The sequence below is a fragment of the Kitasatospora sp. NPDC043950 genome (genome assembly GCF_056435345.1).
In genome coordinates this window covers 16420-32148 of the sequence record NZ_JBWKER010000076.1, presented here as the reverse complement: position 1 = coordinate 32148, position 15729 = coordinate 16420, and the positions used below count along the sequence as shown (strand labels likewise).

At 73.8% G+C, this 15729-nt stretch carries 16 protein-coding genes; 5 read left to right on the top strand and 11 right to left on the bottom strand.

Translation table 11 applies throughout. The features are described 5' to 3' along the window. Positions 1-194: 194 nt before the first annotated feature. Complete coding sequence (gene phoP / locus AC07BF_RS34245; RefSeq protein WP_030061050.1) at positions 195-890, bottom strand: two-component system response regulator PhoP; 696 nt, start codon at positions 888-890, stop codon at positions 195-197. A gap of 2 nt (positions 891-892) precedes the next feature. After that, a complete protein-coding gene (locus tag AC07BF_RS34240) occupies positions 893-2314 on the bottom strand; it encodes a sensor histidine kinase (RefSeq protein ID WP_478334380.1) in 1422 nt (473 codons plus the stop codon). 307 nt (positions 2315-2621) lie between these two features. On the opposite strand from AC07BF_RS34240, the gene phoU reads away from it, so the two are divergent. Next, the gene (gene phoU / locus AC07BF_RS34235) at positions 2622-3302 is read left to right on the top strand and encodes a phosphate signaling complex protein PhoU (protein WP_350878362.1); all 681 of its coding nucleotides are present in this window, start codon (positions 2622-2624) and stop codon (positions 3300-3302) included. 270 nt (positions 3303-3572) lie between these two features. After that, complete coding sequence (locus AC07BF_RS34230) at positions 3573-3752, top strand: hypothetical protein (protein WP_063348791.1); 180 nt, start codon at positions 3573-3575, stop codon at positions 3750-3752. A 114-nt stretch (positions 3753-3866) separates the two neighbouring features. Here the strand turns inward: AC07BF_RS34230 and AC07BF_RS34225 are convergent, their stop codons facing one another. After that, the gene (locus AC07BF_RS34225) at positions 3867-4457 is read right to left on the bottom strand and encodes a lytic polysaccharide monooxygenase (protein ID WP_478334379.1); all 591 of its coding nucleotides are present in this window, start codon (positions 4455-4457) and stop codon (positions 3867-3869) included. A 281-nt stretch (positions 4458-4738) separates the two neighbouring features. Then, positions 4739-5497, bottom strand: coding sequence for a phosphoglyceromutase (locus AC07BF_RS34220; protein WP_363582356.1), 759 nt, complete (start codon positions 5495-5497; stop codon positions 4739-4741). A gap of 149 nt (positions 5498-5646) precedes the next feature. On the opposite strand from AC07BF_RS34220, the gene AC07BF_RS34215 reads away from it, so the two are divergent. After that, entirely contained in the window at positions 5647-7008 is a 1362-nt protein-coding gene (locus AC07BF_RS34215; RefSeq protein WP_478334378.1) for an MDR family MFS transporter, read from the top strand. Between the two features lie 22 nt (positions 7009-7030). On the opposite strand, the gene AC07BF_RS34210 is transcribed toward AC07BF_RS34215, so the two are convergent. Further along, complete coding sequence (locus tag AC07BF_RS34210) at positions 7031-7543, bottom strand: type III secretion system chaperone family protein (protein WP_363617725.1); 513 nt, start codon at positions 7541-7543, stop codon at positions 7031-7033. A 98-nt stretch (positions 7544-7641) separates the two neighbouring features. Then, the gene (mshA, locus tag AC07BF_RS34205) at positions 7642-9012 is read right to left on the bottom strand and encodes a D-inositol-3-phosphate glycosyltransferase (RefSeq protein ID WP_400809995.1); all 1371 of its coding nucleotides are present in this window, start codon (positions 9010-9012) and stop codon (positions 7642-7644) included. 230 nt (positions 9013-9242) lie between these two features. Between mshA and AC07BF_RS34200 the strand changes: the two genes are divergently transcribed. Next, a complete protein-coding gene (locus tag AC07BF_RS34200; protein WP_363631774.1) occupies positions 9243-10073 on the top strand; it encodes a class I SAM-dependent methyltransferase in 831 nt (276 codons plus the stop codon). A 455-nt stretch (positions 10074-10528) separates the two neighbouring features. Beyond that, positions 10529-12025 carry a PP2C family protein-serine/threonine phosphatase gene (locus AC07BF_RS34195; RefSeq protein ID WP_478334377.1) on the top strand — a complete coding sequence of 499 codons (1497 nt, stop codon included), beginning with the start codon at positions 10529-10531 and terminating at the stop codon, positions 12023-12025. Between the two features lie 89 nt (positions 12026-12114). On the opposite strand, the gene AC07BF_RS34190 is transcribed toward AC07BF_RS34195, so the two are convergent. The 5 genes from AC07BF_RS34190 to AC07BF_RS34170 all read right to left on the bottom strand — a co-directional run bounded on the left by AC07BF_RS34190 (position 12115) and on the right by AC07BF_RS34170 (position 15722). After that, complete coding sequence (locus AC07BF_RS34190; RefSeq protein ID WP_063348783.1) at positions 12115-12465, bottom strand: DUF2516 family protein; 351 nt, start codon at positions 12463-12465, stop codon at positions 12115-12117. Positions 12466-12587: 122 nt separating this feature from the next. Beyond that, entirely contained in the window at positions 12588-13142 is a 555-nt protein-coding gene (locus AC07BF_RS34185) for a hypothetical protein (RefSeq protein ID WP_363582368.1), read from the bottom strand. Positions 13143-13144: 2 nt separating this feature from the next. After that, on the bottom strand, positions 13145-13609 hold the full coding sequence (locus AC07BF_RS34180; RefSeq protein WP_363582370.1) for a helix-turn-helix domain-containing protein: 465 nt from the start codon (positions 13607-13609) through the stop codon (positions 13145-13147). Positions 13610-13678: 69 nt separating this feature from the next. Then, positions 13679-14794, bottom strand: coding sequence for a DNA polymerase III subunit beta family protein (locus tag AC07BF_RS34175; RefSeq protein WP_478334376.1), 1116 nt, complete (start codon positions 14792-14794; stop codon positions 13679-13681). Between the two features lie 34 nt (positions 14795-14828). Continuing rightward, on the bottom strand, positions 14829-15722 hold the full coding sequence (locus tag AC07BF_RS34170) for an RNA polymerase sigma-70 factor (protein WP_363631776.1): 894 nt from the start codon (positions 15720-15722) through the stop codon (positions 14829-14831). Positions 15723-15729: the final 7 nt, after the last annotated feature.

The window sequence follows — 15729 nt, the reverse complement described above, 5'->3', positions numbered from 1 at the left end:
GGAGGGTGGGGCGATCCCAGGAACGCTCTGGGGTTCCCCCCCCTTCCCCCCCCTTTTGCCCCCTTCGCCCTTCGTCCCCCCCCGCCCCCCCCCCCGTTTTCTGGGGGCCCCCCCCGCCCCCGCCGGACACCAACGCGAAGGCCCCCTCCGGCAACTGCCGGCGGGGGCCTTCCGCGTCTGTCCGCGCCCGCGGTTTACGGCTCGAACTTGTAGCCCAGGCCGCGGACCGTGACCAGGTAGCGCGGGGCGCCCGGGTCCGGCTCGATCTTGGCCCGCAGGCGCTTCACGTGGACGTCCAGGGTCTTGGTGTCGCCGACGTAGTCCGCGCCCCACACCCGGTCGATCAGCTGCATGCGGGTGAGCACCCGGCCCGCGTTGCGCAGCAGCATCTCCAGCAGGTCGAACTCCTTCAGCGGGAGGTCGACCTTGGCGCCGTCCACGGTCACCACGTGCCGGTCGACGTCCATCCGGACCGGGCCCGCCTCCAGGGCGCCCGGGCCGCCGCCGTTCTCGCCGGCACCGCCGTCCTCGCCGCGGCGGCGCAGCACCGCCCGGATCCGGGCGACCAGCTCACGGGTGGAGTAGGGCTTGGTGACGTAGTCGTCCGCACCTATTTCCAGACCGACCACCTTGTCGATCTCGCTGTCCTTGGCGGTGACCATGATCACCGGCACGTTGGAGCGCACCCGCAGCTGACGGCAGACCTCGGTGCCCGGCAGGCCCGGCAGCATCAGGTCGAGCAGGACGAGGTCGGCGCCGTTGCGCTCGAACTGCTCCAGGGCGTCGGGGCCGGTGGCGGCGACGGCCACCTCGAAGCCCTCCTTGCGGAGCATGTACGACAGGGCGTCGCTGAACGACTCCTCGTCCTCGACCACCAGTACTCGGGTCACGATCAGGCCTCCGGGGCAAGCTGGGGGGTTGCGTCTGACAGGGGGTGTTCCCGCTCCCCCGTGGGGAGCGGACGGTCCGTGCGGCCTGTGGTGGCCGTCCGGTCCGTGGTGAGGGTTCTGGTGGGCGCGGCGGCGGCGCCACGGCCGCCGGTGGCACCGCGGGTGCCGAGGTCGCCGGTGTCGTCGAGGTCGTCGCCGTCCTCGGCCTCGGGCGCCTGCCCGGCGGGCAGGCGGATGGTGAAGGTCGAACCCTGGCCCTCGACGCTCCACACCGAGACCGTGCCGCCGTGCGAGGCGGCGACGTGCTTGACGATGGACAGGCCGAGGCCGGTTCCGCCGGTCGCCCGGGAGCGGGCCGGATCGACCCGGTAGAAGCGCTCGAAGACGCGCTCGCGGTCCTTCTCCGAGATGCCGATGCCCTGGTCGGTGACCGAGATCTCGATCAGCTCGCCGTCCGCCTCCCCGAGCGCCGCGGCGCTGGAGATCCGGCGGGTGGCGATCGCCACCCGGGTACGGGGAGGACTGTAGTTGACGGCGTTCTCGACCAGGTTGCCGAGCGCCGCGGCGAGCTGGCCGCGGTTGCCGTGCAGGTAGAGCCCGGCGATGCCGCCGGCCGTGATCAGGATCTGCTTGGCGGCGGCCTGCTGGCGGCAGCGGTCGATCGCCTCGGCGATCAGCTCGTCCACCGCGACGGGCTCCGGGTCCACCATCAGCCGGTCGTCCTGCACCCGGGAGAGGTCGATGATCTCCTGGACCAGGCTGGCCAGCCTGGTTGCCTCGATCTGCATCCGGCCGGCGAAGCGCTGCACCGCCTCCGGGTCGTCGGACGCGTCGGCGACCGCCTCGGAGAGCAGCGACAGGGCACCCACCGGGGTCTTCAGCTCGTGGCTGACGTTGGCCACGAAGTCCCGGCGGACCGCCTCCACCCGGCGGCGCTCGGTCTGGTCCTCGACCAGCACCAGCACCAGCCGGGAGCCCAGCGGGGCGACCCGGACGGAGACCGCGAGCGGCTCGCCCGCACGGGCCACGCCAGGGCGGGGCACCTCCAACTCGACCTGGCGGATCTCGCCGTCCCGGCGGGTGGCGCGCGCCAGCGAGAGCATCTGGTCCACGGCGACCGCGCCGCCGCGCACCAGTCCCATCGCGTACGCCGCGGAGCTGGCCTTGACCACCTCGTCGCCCTCGCCCAGCACGATCGCGCAGGAGCGGAGGACGGAGAGGACGGTGTCCACCCCCGGCGGCAGCGGGGGCTCCGGGGTGCCGGCGCCCAGGCCCTGGTGCCGACTGTGGTGTCTGCTGCTGGTGCCGCCGTACCTGCCCCTGGCCTGCTCGCGCTCGCTCCAACGGAAGGCGATGGAGGCCGTGAGGCCGACGCCGAGCCCGGCTATGGCGCAGGCAGCGGCGGCGGCCACGTTCACGTCCATGTGGCCAGCGTAAGCGCACGGCCAGGCCACTCCCCAAGGGCCCGATCAAGGCATCGGCCACGCGTTGCCGAGAATTCACCTTCACGTGGCTGCTGATTCACCACACCGGCCGTGCATCGTCGCCCGGACGGCCCAGAGTTGGCCATGCAGCCCGTGTGGGAGTGGGCGGCGGGCCGAACCACCGGCCGTCGCCTCAGGTGTGCGCGTACGATTCGCGCCACCAGCAGCGGTCACCCGGACGACAAGACGATCGTCGGACGGGCCGGCCGGTCGGCACCGCCACCGACACAGCTACTGAGGAGAGAGCATGCGCGACGCGTACCACGAGGAACTCGATGCGATCGGCGACAGCCTGGTCGAGATGGCCCGACTGGTCGGCTCGGCCCTGGGCCGGGCCACCACCGCACTCCTGGACGCGGACCTGGCGCTGGCGGAGAGCGTGATCGCCGCCGACGAGAAGATCAACGACCTCCACCACGAGCTGGAGAACCGCGCGATCGACCTGCTCGCCCGCCAGCAGCCGGTCGCCACCGACCTGCGCATCGTCGTCACCTCGCTGCGGATGAGCTCCGACCTGGAGCGCTGCGGCGACCTCGCCCGGCACGTCGCCAAGGTCGCGCGGATGCGCTACCCCGACTCCGCCGTGCCCGGCGACCTGCACTCCACCGTCCTGGAGATGGGCCAGCTCGCCCAGCGCCTGGTGGCCAAGACCGGCCTGGTGATCGCCACCAAGGACGTCGACAAGGCCCTGGAGCTGGAGCAGGACGACGACGCCATCGACTCCCTGCACCGCGAGCTGCTGTCGCACCTGATCGACGACCGCTGGCACCACGGCATCGAGACCGCCGTCGACATCACCCTGGTCGGCCGCTACTACGAGCGCTTCGCGGACCACGCGGTGTCGGTCGCCAAGCGCGTGGTGTACCTGGTGACGGGCGAGCACGTGGCCGAGTTCGTGGCCGCCTCGGAGGCCGCGGCGGCGGAGTGACCTCGTGCGGGTGCGGTGCGGCCGCCTCGGGGCTCGGTGTCTCGGGGCTCGGTATATCGGGGCACGGGCTCAGGCTCGGGGATCGGGCTCGGGGCTTCAAGGGGCGGCCGCTCCCCCCGCGGGGTGAGTAAACCTGCGACAGGGGTGGTGGGGGCGCACGACGCCCCGTACATCCCACCACTGCGCGCCTGTTGACGCTCCCTCCGATCGGCGGCTTCACTCGACGTTGGGGGCACAGGACTGTGCCCGTCACTAGGAGGGAACAGCTCGATGAAGGCCAACCCCACCCGACCGGCACGCGCCCACGAAACCGTCGAGCCGCCCACCCCGAAGCTCCTGCCCGTCCTCGCGGCCGGCTGCGGCTGCGGCCCCGGCTGCGGCTGCGGCTGCCAGTCCGGCGCGCCCTGCCAGTGCGGCGGCGCGGACGGCGGCTGCTGCGGCGGCCACTGAGCGGTCCGCCGCCGAGGAGTTCCCGAGGTGCACGGCCTTCCGTCGGCCGTGCACCTCGTTGCGCGTCCTGGTGCCTCGCGTCCGCGGCACGGCGTCACCGTGCCGCCCCGGGCGTCAGAACTGGACGTCGGTGCAGGAGTAGAAGGCGTTCCCGGTGTCGGCGATCGTCCAGACCGCGACCACGACCTGGTGGCCGGTGCGCCCGCTCGGGACGGTCGCGGTGTGGCTGAGCGTGCTGGGCACCTGCTTCCCGCCGTACGGGGCGATCAGGAAGGGCGTCAGGTCCAGGCTGTCCCGGGTGACCGGCTGGCTCGCGTCGTAGCCCGGCTTGGTCAGGTAGTAGCGGAAGTCGGTGGTCGCGTGCCGGGCGGTGAACGTCCAGGTGAAGGTGAGCTGCTGCCCCGCCGTCACCGCGGTGGTCGGCCAGGCACCGCCGTGCGGGTCGTCCAGCTCGGCGAAGCGGGAGTTGCCGCCGGCGCAGATGGTGCCGTCGGCGGGCCCGGCGTTCGGGAAGCCCTTGGGGCCCTCGACGCTCTGCGGCTCCCACTGGATGTCGCCGCAGTCCCACGACACCCCGCCCGCTCCGCAGAGCGCGGCCCTGCTGGGCGGCGTCGAGATGTACCCGTGGGACTGCGCCGGGACGGCGAGGGTGAGCGGCACCGCGAGGGCGGCGACCACCACCCCGACGATGTGACGTGTGCGCATGATGCTCCTCCGTGGGGGTGGATGGAGAGTGCGCCGGGACGCAGACGCGCGCGCTGGGGGTGCGGCGGCCGGGACGGGGAGATCCTTGGCATGCCTGCGGCAGTCCGGCGCCCTCACCGTAGGAGCGGACTCCGCCACCCGTCAATGGTCTGAACCACTATTGGGACGAGCCCGGATCCGGCCGCCGAATCCGGACTCAACTCGACTTCCGCACAGGCCGGTTGAACGACGAAGGCCCCGCCCCCGGCGAACCGGGAGGCGGGGCCGTTTCGCCAGGCGGGTTACTTCTTGCCCTGGTTCTTGACCGCCTCGATGGCCGCGGCGGCGGCGTCGGCGTCGAGGTAGCGGCCGCCCTTGGTGACGGGCTTGAAGTCGGCGTCGAGCTCGTACACGAGCGGGATGCCGGTCGGGATGTTCAGGCCCGCGATGGCCTCGTCGGAGATGCCGTCGAGGTGCTTGACCAGCGCGCGCAGGCTGTTGCCGTGGGCGGTGACCAGGACGGTCTTGCCGGCGGCGAGGTCCGGGACGATGGCGTCGTACCAGTACGGGAGCATCCGGTCGACGACGTCCTTCAGGCACTCGGTGCGCGGACGCAGCTCGCTCGGGATGTCCGCGTAGCGGGCGTCACCGGCCTGCGAGTACTCGGCGTCATCGGCCAGCACCGGCGGCGGGGTGTCGTACGAGCGGCGCCACAGCTGGAACTGCTCCTCGCCGAACTCGGCCAGGGTCTGGGCCTTGTCCTTGCCCTGGAGCGCACCGTAGTGTCGCTCGTTCAGGCGCCAGCTGCGGCTGACCGGGATCCAGTGGCGGTCGGCCCTGTCCAGGGCGATCTGCGAGGTGCGGATCGCACGGCGGAGCAGCGAGGTGTGCAGCACGTCCGGGAACAGGCCCTCGGCGGCCAGGAGCTCGCCACCGCGCGCGGCCTCCTTCTCGCCCTTCTCGTTGAGGTCGACGTCGACCCAACCGGTGAACAGGTTCTTCTGGTTCCACTGGCTCTCGCCGTGGCGGAGCAGGATGAGTCGGTACGTCGTGTCAGCCATGGCCCCCAGCTTAATGGAGGCAGGAAAAGCGCTGGTCCGGACCTACGGCAGATGTGTAATGTGTGCACCGCCTATCTGACACTTACATACGTCGGCTGACCGGACCTGCCCGTGCCGCTCGGCGGACGCCTGCCCCGGGAGCCCCCCACATGCCCGTCGCCCTGATCACCAACCCCCGGATCCGAAGGCTGATACAGGAGACGGTGGGCGGGCTGCCACGGGAGTTCTGGTGGCTCTGGGTGAGCACGCTGGTGAACAAGCTGGGCGCTTTCGTGCTCACCTTCCTCGCGCTCTACCTGACCACCAACCGGGGGTACTCGGCCTCCTACGCGGGCCTGGTGGCCTCCCTCTACGGCCTCGGCTCGGCCGTCGCCGCGATCGGCGCCGGCGTGCTGACCGACCGGATCGGCCGGCGCCCGACCCTGGTCGCCGCCCAGCTCGGCACCGCACTGTTCACCGCCGTACTCGGCTTCACGGACGGCCAGGTGGCGATCGCCACGGTGGCCTTCCTGGTCGGCCTCTGCAACAACGCCACCCGGCCCGCGACCTCGGCGATCATCGCCGACCTCGTCCCGGCCGAGGACCGGGTCCGCGCGTACTCGCTGAACTACTGGGCGATCAACATCGGCTTCGGCCTCTCCGCCGCCGTGGCCGGCCTGATCGCCACCCACGGCTACCTCACGCTCTTCCTGCTCGACGCGCTCTCCACGCTGGTGTGCGCGGTGGTGATCTTCATCCGGATCCCCGAGACCAAGCCGCAGGACTCGCCGCAGCACGGGAAGGGGACGGACGAGCCGACGGTCGGCCTCGGCGCGGTGTTCCGGGACGGGCGGTTCATGGCCGTCGTCGGGCTCAACCTGCTGCTCGCCCTGATCCTCCAGCAGGGCAGCACCACCCTGGCCGTCGACATGGGTGCCGCGGGCATCAGCTCCACCGAGTACGGGCTGGTCATCGGCCTGAACGGGCTGCTGATCGTGGTGCTCCAGATCCCGCTCACCCGGTGGATGGAGGCCCGCTCCCGGACCGCCATGCTGATAGCCAGCTGCCTGATCACGGGCTGGGGCTTCGGGCTGGCGGCGCTGGCCGGGTCGTCCGCGTGGCTGTTCGCCCTCTCGGTGGCGGTCTGGACGGTCGGCGAGGTCCTGAACGCGCCGACCATCATGGGACTGGTCGCCGAACTGGCGCCGACCCACGCGCGCGGCCGCTACCAGGGCGTCTACTCGCTCTCCTGGTCGCTCGCCTCGTTCCTCGGCCCGGCGATCGGCGGTCTGCTGCTGCAGCACGCCGGCTCCGCGGTGCTCTGGATCGTGTGCGGGGTCTGCGGCACGGTCGCGGCGGCCGGGCACGTGGTGCTCGGGCGGCGCACGGACGCGACGGCGGGCCGCGCCGGGGCGGTGCCGGATGTCGCGGTGACGGAGGTCGCGGTGACCGAGGTGACGGAGGTGACGGAGGTGACGGTGACCGAGGTGACGGAGCCCGCCGCGGAGAAGAAGGCTCCGGCGGGCATCTGAGGGCGTCGGCCCCGCTACCGGGTCAGTCGGCCGCCGGGGCGGCCAGGTGGGCGAAGGCGGCCAGGTTGCGGGTGGACTCCCCGCGCTTGGTCCGCCACTCCCACTCGCGCCGGATCGCCGAGGCGAAGCCCAGCTCCAGCAGGGTGTTGAACGGCTCGTCGGCGTTCTCCAGCACCGTCCCGAGCAGCCGGTCCACGGCGTCCGGGGTGAGCGCCTCCAGGGGCAGGCGGCCGGCCAGGTAGACATCGCCGAGCGGGTCGATCGCGTACGCGACGCCGTACAGCCGGGTGTTGCGCTCCAGCAGCCAGCGGTAGACGGCCTCGTGGTTCTCGTCCGGTCGGCGGATCACGAAGGCGTTCACCGACAGGGTGTGGTCGCCGACCCGCAGCGCGCAGGCGGTGCTCAGCTTGCGGGTGCCCGGGAGCGCCACCACCAGCGTGTACGGGTCGGTGGCGGCGGGCTCCCAGGCCGCTCCGGCGTCGTCCAGGGCGGTGCGCAGGAGGGTCAGGGCCTCGTCCTTGGTGCGGATTGCCATGGGGGTGACGTTACTCGGCGGTACCGGGGGCGCGCACCAGCGGTGCGTGCCCCCGGCCGCCGCAGTCGGGCCGCAGTCGGCTCGTGGTCCGGCCGCGGTCAGGCCAGCCGCCGCCGGGCGGCGGCCAAGCGGCCGGCCGGGCGGGCCAGGCTTCCGGCGTACACCTCGGCGGTGCCGGCCGCGGCGGTGTCCCAGCCGAAGCCGGCCGCGTGCCGGGCCGCCGCCGCGCCGCGCCGGGCGACCAGGCCCCGGTCGGTGACGTACGGCTCCAGCGCGTGCGCCCAGGCCGCCGGGTCGTGGCCGTGCACCAGCGTGCCCGTCTCGCCGTCCCGCACCGCGACCGGCAGGCCGCCGACCGAGGCCGCCACCACCGGGGTGCCGCAGGCCTGCGCCTCCAGAGCGACCAGCCCGAAGGACTCGCTGTACGAGGGCATCACCAGCGCCGTCGCCGCGTGGTACCACTGCGCGAGCTCGGCCTGGCCGACCGGCGGATGGAACCGCACCACGTCGCCGATGCCCAGCTGGGCGGCGAGCTTGTGCAGGCTCTCCGGCCGGGCCAGTCCGGTGCCGGACGGACCGCCGACCACCGGCACCAGCAGGTGCTCGCGCAGCCCCGGGCGGCGCGCCAGCAGCTCGGCGACCGCCCGCAGCAGCACGTCCGGGGCCTTCAGCGGCTGGATCCGGCCCGCGAAGAGCAGCACCGCGGCGTCCTGCGGCAGGCCCAGCCGGGCCCGGGCGGCGGCCCGCGCCGACGCCCCGCCGGGGCGGAAGACGTCCAGGTTGACGCCGGGGTGGACGACGGCCAGCTGGTCCGGCCGGGCAGCGTAGTGCAGCGCCAGCTCGGCGGCCTCCTCGGTGGTGTTGGCGATCAGCCGGTCGGCCGCCTCGACCACCTGGGTCTCGCCGATCACCCGGGCCGCGGGCTCGGGCGTGTCACCCTCGGCCAGCGCGGCGTTCTTCACCTTCGCCATGGTGTGCATGGTGTGCACCAGCGGCACCCCCCAGCGCTGCGCGGCCAGCCAGCCGACCTGCCCGGAGAGCCAGTAGTGCGAGTGCACCAGGTCGTAGTGGCCGGGGCGGTGGCCCGCCTCCGTCCGCAGCACCCCGTGGGTGAAGGCGCACAGCTGGGCGGGCAGGTCCTCCTTCAGCAGGCCCTCGTACGGGCCGGCGGTGACGTGCCGGACCAGCACGCCGGGGGCCAGCTCGACGGTGGGGGCGTCGTCCGAGCAGATCGCCCGGGTGAACACCTCGACCTCGATGTTGAGCGCGGCCAGGCGCTTGGCCAGCTCGACGATGTAGACGTTCATCCCGCCGGCGTCCCCCGTGCCGGGCTGGTGCAGCGGCGAGGTGTGGACACTCAGCATCGCTATCCGGCGCGGGCGGCGGCGGCCCGGGACGAGCGACTGGAGCCGGCCCCGCGCGGGCGCGGCGGGCTGGGCACGGCGTACCGAACGGACGGGGTGCTGGATCACCTGGCTGAAGCCTCCTCTGTGCGGCCCGTCTCGGCGGCCCGCGCACGGGCCGCCCGCTGTCCGGTGTGCGCTGCCCCGTCCCGGGCACACATCACCACCAGACAGCCAACCACCCGGCCCGCGTCCGGCATTCCCGGTCCGGCGGACGAGATGCCGGACGAGATGTCGGACGGGGTGACGTCCCAGGTCACAGCGGTGCCGACGCGGACCCGACTACCCTTCCAGGCATGGCTGCCTCCTTCGACTCCGCGACCGCACCCACCCGTGGGCGGACCGGACGGCCGGTGGGGACGGTCACCCGGGGCACCACCAACACCAATCGGCTGCGGCGGATGGACCGCTGGATCGCCCACACCCTCGGCCGCACGCTGCGCGCCGGTGGCCGCCCGCCGGTGGCGGTCGACCTCGGCTACGGCGCCGCGCCGTGGACGGCCGTCGAACTGGCCGGGCGGCTGCGCACGGTGCGCCCGGACGTCCGGGTGGTCGGGATCGAGATCGAGCCGGAGCGGGTCACGGCCGCGCTGCCGTACGCCGAACCGCCACTGCTCACCTTCCGGCGCGGCGGCTTCGAGGTTCCGCTGGACGGCGGCGCGCCGGCCCAGCTGATCCGGGCCGCCAACGTGCTGCGGCAGTACGACGAGTCGGCGGTGGCCGGGGTCTGGGAGCGGCTCTGCGCCCGGCTGGCCCCGGACGGGCTGCTGGTGGAGGGCACCTGCGACGAGATCGGACGGCGGCACGTCTGGGTCGCGCTCGGCCCGGAGGGGCCCCGGACGGTGACCTTCGCGGCCCGGCTGAGCGGCCTCGGCCAGCCCTCCGACCTGGCCGAACGGCTGCCGAAGGCGCTGATCCACCACAACGTGCCGGGCCGACCGGTGCACGCCTTCCTGGCCGACTTCGACCGGGCCTGGGCGGCGGCCGCGCCGTACGGGGCGTTCGGGGCGCGGCAGCGCTGGGTGGCAGCCTGCACGGCACTGGCGGGCGACTGGCCGCTGGTGGACGCGCGCGGGCGGTGGCGGCAGGGCGAGGTCACGGTGCCCTGGAGCGCGCTCGCACCGTAGTGGGTCGCGCGGCCGGAGCCGCCGGCCAGGCACGGACCGGGGCCGGTGCGGGTGAGCGACTCGCCGCATTCACTCGAACGAGTTATCGAATACCACTGGCGTGTTGACGCCCCATCACGTCACGATGGACGCCGCCGGACGACCCGCCCGTGCGCCGTCGCCGCCCGGTGCCACGGCGTCCACCTGCGGCCCCCGACGTCACCCTCGACCAGGGTGATCCGCGTCACCCTCGCCCGTCCCCCTTCCTTCCCCGCCGACGCGGGGATCCCAGCCGTCGTCCGAGTCAGATCACCGCACCGCCACCGGCGTGGCAAAAACCACAACGGCGCCGGTCGGCCAGAGAAATCCCCGGAGATCACGTTATGGTCGCGAGAAGTTCCCCGGCGCACGGTGCCAGGCGGGCACTGCGGACGGGCGCTGACCGTTACGCACTCGGGGAAAGGGAGGAACCACCGATGCCCGCAACGGGAGACGGGCGGGCACCTGGTGCCACGAGCCTGTCGGGCGCCCAGGCCGGCGCCCCCGTTGACCATGCCCGCAACCGCCCGGCCCTGACCGGCCCGACGCCGGCCGGCCCGGTGACGGCCGCTCCCCCGATACCGCACCCCCGGCACCAGACCGGACACACCTCGGCCCCCGCCGACGCCCCCGCCGCGGTGGCCGCCAGCAGCACCGCTCCGCTCAAACTGCTGGTGATCGAGGACGACGCCTCCGACGCCCAGCTGATCAAGGCGGCGGTCGCCGACAGCGGCACCTCGATCGAGATCCACTGGGCCCGCGGGCTGGAACAGGCCACCGAACTGCTCGCCGTGTCCCCGTCCGGCACCCGGCGCGGGCGCTCCCGCGGCAGCGAGTTCAGCTGCGTGCTGCTCGACCTCGCCGCCCCCGCCGACCTGCCGCACCCGTCCGACGACTCCGACGGCCTCGAAGGCCTGCACGAACTGCTCCGCCGCGCCCCGCACACCGCGGTCGTGGTGCTCACCGACGCGGCCGGCGCCGAACTGGGCGCGGCCGCCGTCGCCGCGGGCGCCCAGGACTTCCTGATCAAGCACGCGACGGACGGCCCGCTGCTGGGCCGCGCCCTGCGCTACGCCGTCGAGCGCAAGCGCGCCGACGAGTCGCAGCGCCGCCTCGTCGAGGCCGAACTGCGCGGCCAGGAGAACGCCCGGCTCCAACGCCACCTGCTGCCCACCCCGCTGCTCGACGGCGCGGGCCTCTCCTTCACCCGGCGCTACCGCCCGGGCCGCCGCCGCGCCCTGCTCGGCGGCGACTTCTACGACGCCGTCCGCACCGACGACGGCACCGTCCACGTCGTGATCGGCGACGTCTGCGGCCACGGCCCGGACGAGGCCGCGCTCGGCGTCGCCCTCCGGATAGCGTGGCGCACCCTCGTCTTCGCGGGCCTCACCGGCGAGGCCCTGCTGACCACCCTCCAGCACGTGCTGGAACACGAGCGGCGCAGCGACGAGATCTTCGCGACGCTCTGCATGCTCGTCATCGAGCCGGGCGGCGCCAGCGGCGGCCTCGACTCGCTCGGCGCCGGCGAGCCTGCCCGGCTCTACCTCGCCGGGCACCCGGCGCCGCTGCTGCTCGGCCGCGACCACCAGCCGGTCACCCTGCCCGCCGACCTCGCCGGTCCGGCGCTCGGCCTGCTGCCGTGCCACGACGGGCAGGCCGCGTGGCCCGCCCACCAGATCGAACTCCAGCCCGGCTGGCGGCTGTTGCTCTACACCGACGGGCTGATCGAGGGCCGGGTCGGGGCCGGCTCCCGCCGCCTCGGCCAGGACGGCCTGGCCGACCTCATCGGCGACCACCAGTCCGCCGGGCTCACCCGGGGCCGGCTCGTCGACAGCGCCATCGCCGAGGTCGAGGAGTTGAACGGCGGCGCGCTGACGGACGACGTCGCGGTGCTGCTGCTGGAACGCAACCCGGTGCAGCTGATCCTCGGCTGAGCCGGCCGGAGCCGGGTACGGCGAGGCCCGGGCGGGTGAACTCCCCGCCCGGGCCTCGCCGTTGCCTGGTCGTCGCCCGATCGCGCGGCCTACCAGGGGCCGTACGGACCGGTGTTGCTGCGGCCGCCACGGCCGCCACCACCGGTCAGCTCCCGGATCGCCGGACGCACGTCCACCATGTAGACGATCGACGCGACCAGCCCGGCGAGCGTCCCGATGCCGGTGAAGAAGTTCACCCCGAACAGCAGGTCCCAGCCGAAGGCGATCGCCAGGATCGCCAGCCAGAACGGCTTGGTCTTCTTGTCCGCCGCCCGGTAGGCGTCCTCACGGCGGGTGACCGCGTCGCCCAGGGCGAACAGCTTGAAGCCCAGGATGGCGACGGACAGCCACCAGATCGGGTTCAGATAGGCCAAGTCCAGAATCTGGGCCACTCCGCCCATCACGCTCTCCTCTGTCTCTCGCCTCCGGCGCTCCGGCCACCGCCCATCCTGGCACGGTCGACCGTCCGCTCTCCTGTCAACGTCCTACGGTCACCGGATGTGCCCGTCCGGCGGCCCTACCCTCACTCCGCGCGGTCGGTGGCCTTCCGGGCGCGGGCGGCCTTCTTCGGGGCGGGCCGGGCGTCGGCGGCCGGGGTGTCAGTGTCGGTGTCGTCCTCGACCAGCTCGGCCTCGACCGGCTCGGACGCCCGGGCGAGCTCCGATTCCCCGGCCGGCTGCCCCGGCTCGGCGGGCGCGCCCGGGCGGGCCCGATCCACCACGACCTTGCCGCGCTCGGCCAGCTCGTCGTACGTCTCCTTGGCTTTCACCGCCAGCTCGACCGCGCGGCCGACCTGCTGGAGGGCGAAGCCCTGCGCCCGCTCCTGGAGGGTCCGCAGGTCGACGGGGAGCGTCGTGACGGTCTCGGTGACCTTGGCCTGCGCCTCGGCCAGCTTCGTCTGCGCCTCCTGGAACCGGGCGGTGGCCTTCTCCTGCGCGCCCTTGCGGTCCGCGGTGAGCGCCTCCACCCGGCCCGGCACCTCGCGCAGCTTCTCGTACGCGAGATCCCCGGCGCCGGCGATGGCGTACAGCGGGGTCGGGTCGCTCAGGGTCTTCTTGATCTCGTCGGTGATCGGCATGCTTACCGGTCCTCCCGGTGGATGTTCTGGGTGGCTGAGCCGTCGGTCGTCGGGCCGGAGGCTGGTGGAACGCCGGTGCCGGTGCCGGCCGCGGGCGACCGCTCGGCCACCGCGCCCCGCTGGACGGCGTTCTCCTTCAGGAAGGCGTCGTAGACCGCGAGCAACGCCTGCTTCTGCTGCTCGTTGACCAGCGGATCGGCCAGGATCGAGGCCCGCAGCTCCAGGCCCTCACCACGCCGCTCCTCCAGGATCCCGGCCTGGACGTACAGCGTCTCCGCCGAGATCCGCAGCGCCTTCGCGATCTGCTGCAGGATCTCCGCGCTCGGCTTGCGCAACCCGCGCTCGATCTGGCTGAGGTACGGGTTCGACACGCCTGCGGCCTCCGCCAGCTGGCGCAGTGAGTACTGCGCGTTCCGGCGCTGCTCGCGGATGTACTCGCCCAGCGAGCCGACGTTCAGTGAGGCCATGCCAGCAGACTGCAACATCCTGCTTGCAGATGCAAGCAGGATGTTAACAACAGCAAACGGCGGGCGGGCTCAGCCGAGGTCGGGGACGCGGACCGGCATCAGGAGCGAGAAGGTGCCCTCCCGGCCCGGCGTGCGGATCGCCAAGGGGGCGATCGGGCCGCCGAGTTCGAGCACCAGTTGCTCGGGCCGGCCGACCCGCAGGGCGTCCAGCAGGAAGTCGCGGTTGACCGCCACCCTCAGGTCTCCGGACGCGGATTCGGGGCCGGGCTCGGCACCGGCCACCGCCAGGCGGCCGTCCGCCGTGAGGGTGAGGACGGTGACCACGCAGTCCGCGCCGTTCGGGCCGGAGGGCAGGGTGCGGGTGGCGCCGGTCTCGACGGCGCCGCGCAGTTCGGCGGCGGACAGGTCGATCCGGTGCTCCGGTTCGAGCCGGGTCAGCACCCGGTGGTCGGGGTAGTCGAAGTCCAGGGCGGCGCCCTCGATCCGGTGGCCGCCGGTCTCGGCCCGGACCAGGCCGCCGCCGAGGGTCACCGCGACCTCGGCCGCGCCCGCGCCCGCGCCGAGCAGCGCGCGCAGGGCGTCGACCAGGGCGGTGGGGACGATCGTGCCGCCGTCCGGCCGGGCGGGCGCCGTGGTGGCGGGCACCTCGGCGAGCGCCATCCGGTAGCGGTCGGTGGCGACCAGGCGCAGCACCGGGCCGTCCGGTTCGAACAGCACCCCGGCGAGCGCCGGGGTTCCGGGGTCGCCGCCGACGGCGAAGCGGACCGCGTCCAGTGCGGCGGCCAGTTCCTCGGCGGGGACGGTGAAGCGGACTTCGGCGGGGGTGGTGCTCATCGGTTGCTCCCTCTGGTCGATCATCACGCGGATCAGGGAGAGCTCGCGGCGGGCGTCGGCGAGGCCGTCCTCCAGCCGGCGCAGGTGCGCGTCGAGCACCCGCGCGGCCTCGCCGGAGCCGGGCGCCGCGCCGAGCACGGCGCGGATGCCGGCCAGCGGCAGGCCGACCCGGCGCAGCCGGGCCAGCAGGCGGGCGTCGGCGAGTTGCCCGGGCCGGTACCAGCGGTAGCCCGTCTGCGGGTCGACCCAGGCGGGGGTGAGCACCTCGGCGCCGTCGTAGTAGCGCAGGGTGCCGACGCCCAGGCCGCTGGCGCGGGCCAGCTCGCCGATGCTGTGCAGCTCGCTCTCCATGCCGGTGACTCTGCGGGCTCGACCAGGTCGAGGGTCAAGCCCGGCCGGTGAGGTGGGCGAGCTTCGACGGGTTGCGGACGATGCGCAGCTCGGCGATCCGGGGCCGACCGTCGGGCCCCTCGACGAAGTCGAACACCGAGACGGCGTCGATCGCGCCGTCCTGGGTGACCAGCAGCCCGGGCTGGCCGTTGACCAGGACCGGCCGGAGCTCGACGCCCTCGCCCAGCTGGCCGAGCACCCCGAGCAGGAAGCGGGCGACGTTGCCGGCGCCGGTGACCGGGCGCAGCGCGGCGCGGACCACGCCGCCGCCGTCGGTCCAGGAGGTGACGTCGGGGGCGAGCAGGTCCAGCATCCGGTTGAGGTCGCCGCCGACGCAGGCCGCGAGGAACTCGTCGGTGGCGCGGCGGCGCAGCTCCGGCGGGGCGTCGTAGCGCGGCCGACGGGCCCGGACGTGCGCCTTGGCCCGGCTGCCGACCTGCCGGCAGGCGGCCTCGGTGCGCTCCAGCGCCTCGGCGATCTCCCGGTAGGAGAAGCCGAAGGCCTCGTTGAGGACGAAGACGGCCCGCTCCAGCGGGGACAGGCTCTCCAGCACCACCAGCAGGGCGAACGAGACCGTCTCGGCGCGCTCGACGTCGGCGGTCGCGTCCGGTTCGGCGACAAGCGGCTCGGGCAGCCAGGGGCCGACGTAGGCCTCGCGGCGGACGGCGGCCGAGTCGAGCCGGTTGAGCGCGAGGTTGGTGACCGTCCGGGCCAGGTAGCCGCCCGGGTTGGCGACCGGGCCGGTGACCCCGCTCCAGCGCAGCCAGGTGTCCTGGACCAGGTCCTCGGCGTCGGCGACGCTGCCGAGCATCCGGTAAGCGATACCGAAGATCATCCGGCGGTGCCGCTCGAAGTCGTCGAGGGCGGGGTCGGTGAGAGTGTCGGTCACCGCTCCG